Source organism: Mesorhizobium sp. Root157 (assembly GCF_001427385.1).
In the GTDB taxonomy this organism is placed as follows: domain Bacteria; phylum Pseudomonadota; class Alphaproteobacteria; order Rhizobiales; family Rhizobiaceae; genus Mesorhizobium.
Genome location: NZ_LMGJ01000031.1, coordinates 1 through 3104 on the forward strand (window position 1 = coordinate 1; position 3104 = coordinate 3104).

General features: G+C 62.8%; 2 protein-coding genes. Both read right to left on the bottom strand.

Going from position 1 to position 3104, the window contains the following annotated elements:
• Positions 1 to 389: 389 nt before the first annotated feature.
• Positions 390 to 1439 (bottom strand): class I SAM-dependent methyltransferase, encoded by a 1050-nt coding sequence (locus ASD64_RS14185; protein WP_056106089.1) that lies wholly within the window; start codon positions 1437 to 1439, stop codon positions 390 to 392.
• Positions 1440 to 1594: 155 nt separating this feature from the next.
• The gene (locus ASD64_RS14190; RefSeq protein WP_056106091.1) at positions 1595 to 2674 is read right to left on the bottom strand and encodes an alpha/beta fold hydrolase; all 1080 of its coding nucleotides are present in this window, start codon (positions 2672 to 2674) and stop codon (positions 1595 to 1597) included.
• Positions 2675 to 3104 lie beyond the last annotated feature (430 nt).

Below are 3104 nucleotides of genomic sequence, written 5' to 3' on the forward strand. Positions count from 1 at the left end.
AGACGAGTTCAGCGCGCTTGGCGACACCTCGACCCTGGCCGACCCCACCGTCGTCGACGACCTCATCGCCAACAGGCAAAACAAGAAGGAACAGGCGCCAGCGTAGAACATGTTAACCCACGGATTTAACCGCATGGCCATCGTTAAATAAGCTGGAGGCGGAGCGGCTATATGAGGGGCGATCCTGGCTTTAATGCCTACAAAGAGGACTTACCGGAATGACTGCTTATCGGTAACTTCCCTCCGAAAGCTGCCAGTCCGTTGTCGGCCCCCTAACCGCCTCGCAACTCAGCGCGATGTCACGGTGGCCGCATTCGGGGGAGATCAGACGGCAGAACCGGGATGGCGCCCGCGCTGGATAGATTCGAACGAGGGCGCCATCTCTGCCGTCAGGTCGCTTCGAGCACCATGTTGAGCGGTGTCTGGGCGGCCCTTCGAACCTTTGTGAAACCGCCGGAGCGGATTACCTCGGCAAGCCGTTTCTCGCCTGCTTGGGCGCCCAGCGCCAACCCGGTCTCCTGGGCCAGCGAGGTGGGCACGCAGATCATGGTCGAGGCCGAGTAGTAGAGCCGTCCGACCGGGTTGATGTTGTCCTCCAGCGCATCGCCGGCCATCGGCTCGACCACCATCCAGGTGCCGTCGCCCTTCAGCGCCTGCCTGATATGCGCCGCTGCCGCCTCGGGGTCGCCCATGTCGTGCAGGCAATCGAAGCAGGTGACCAGATCGAAGTCGCGGCCGGTGAAGTCCTGCGCCTTGCCGATCTCGAAGTTCACATTCGTTACTGCGTGCGCCCTTGCGTGCGCGGTCGCCGCCGCGATCGAGGCCGGATGGAAATCGTATCCGGTGAAGCGCGACCTGGGGAACGCCTGCGCCATCAGGATCGTCGACAGGCCGTGCCCGCAGCCGACATCGGCGACCTTCGCACCGGTCTTCAGCCTGTCGACCACCCCGTCGAGCGCCGGCAGCCACTCCTGGACGAGCGCGTTGACGTAACCGGGGCGGAACAGACGCGCCACAGCGCAGAACATGCAGCCGGCCTGATCGCCCCAGGCGACACCCTTGCCGGTCTTGAACGCCGACTGCACCTTCGGCTGGTTCTCGACCATTGCAGCGGCAGTGTCGAAGGCGCCGATCAGATTGACCGGGCTGTCGGTCTCGGCGAAAACCAGCGCCTGTTCGGGCGTCAACGAAAAGCGGCCTTGCTCATGGTGAACGTAGCCCGAGGCCGACTGGGCGGCCAGCCATTCGCGCACGTAGCGGGGCGCACAGCCCGCTGCCGCGGCAAGGTCATCGGCCGTTACCGGTCCGATCCGGTTGAGGGCGTCATACAGGCCGAGGGTATCGCCGATCCGCACCAGCGGCACGCTGACCGCGCCGCCGAGGTCTCCAAGTACGCGGCCGACCAACTCATTGAGTTTCGTCTCGTCGAAGAGTGCCATGTCGGGGTTCCTCCTTGTTTCCGGCCGGCGTCAGCCGCACCGTCAATTCGAGGATGAGACCAGTCACGGCCGCCCACATGAGGCGGCGGTCCCATGTCGGCGAAGAAATCGGAATTGTCGAGGAGACAGATGTCCCGCGTGCAGGCACGGTGCCGTCAGTCGGCCTCGGACTGCTCTGTGCCGGACAGGGCCATGACGATCGCCTGCGACCGGCTGTGCACGCCGAGCTTGCTGAAAATCGTCGATAACTGGTTGCGTACGGTCTTCACGCTTTTGCCAAGACGTTGCGCAATGGCGCGGTTGTCGAGGCCTTTGGCGACGAATTCCAACAGGGTCTGCTCTGCGAGTGTCAGGCCGGCCTCACGGATGGCGCGCGGCTGCTCGCGTCGATCCTGCCCGAGAAACGTCGCGAGTTCGGACTGGAACACCGCCCAGGCCGGCTCGTCCGGCAGGAGCACATGGTTCCTGCTCTCGAGCCGCACGAAACGGGCGCCCGAGATTGCAGCCGCAAGTCTGCAGCCTTCGTCGAACGGCACGCGCATGTCGCCGTCGCTGTGTGCGATCAGGGTCGGAATGCGGATCTCCGCCGCAATATCCAGCACATCGATCCCCTGCATATTCCAAAGCAGTTGCGCGGCAACGTCGGCGGTTGCCGTAACCTTCTCGAGATCGCCCCACCAGCGGTGCTGCTCAGGCGTCCCCTCCGGTATGAACAGGTTGGTGAAGAACTGGCAGAACGCCGGATTGTCGCGCCCCCAACCGATGCGGACGAAGTTGACGAGTGTCTCTGCCTCCAGCAGCTCAGCCTCCGTCGTCGCTCGAACCCGGCCGCCTCGACCGTAGGCATTCAAGAGCACCAGATGCGATACGCGCTCGGGATGCCTCAGCGCATAGGAGATGGCCAGAGCGCCGCCCTGTGAAAGCCCGAGAAGGATGAAGCGAGGTTCCTCAATCGATTCAGCCACCGCGTCCATGTCCGCGTGCCAAGCCTCGATGGACAGGTCGGCGACATGCCGGTCCGACAGTCCACAGCCGCGAGGATCGTAGCGCACGAAGCGGTTGTGGGCGGAAAGCGCCTGCAGCCACGGCCGCCAGATGGGGCTTTCGAGATCGTAGTCGACATGGCTCAGCCAGTGCGCCGCCCGCAGGATCACCGGTCCCGTTCCGCACGACGCGACGGCGATGCGGGCGCCGTCGGCGGACATGCAGAACTGGATGCTCTGACTGAGCTTCATTGCCGGATAATATCGCAGCGGAAGATCGTGCGACAGGTCGATCTCATGAACGGATCGGACCGGGCCTCCTTGGAGGAAGAGCCTACGTGTAATGATAGCGGAAGAAACCGCTCGTCCGCCAATGGTACCAAATGGCCTGCTTCCAGCGGAGCTTTGCGAACTCCAGAAAACAAGCGGTTACCGTTGATGCAAACGGGCGTTTATAGGTACGCTTCTGACATTCCCAGCCTAGAAGCCGTCAGTCTGATATCGGCGAAAAATTGAGACGTTCAATACCTCTGTGCTGAGCGAGGGACCCAGGCGCTCTACCGCCAATAGAATTGTCAAGCGAATCGAGGATTTGACCCCTTTGGCGAAGTGAAGAACTGACCCCGTTCATTGGTTTGCTGTTTCGTTGGTTTCGAGCGCCGGTCCGGTCTTCTGCAGAAGG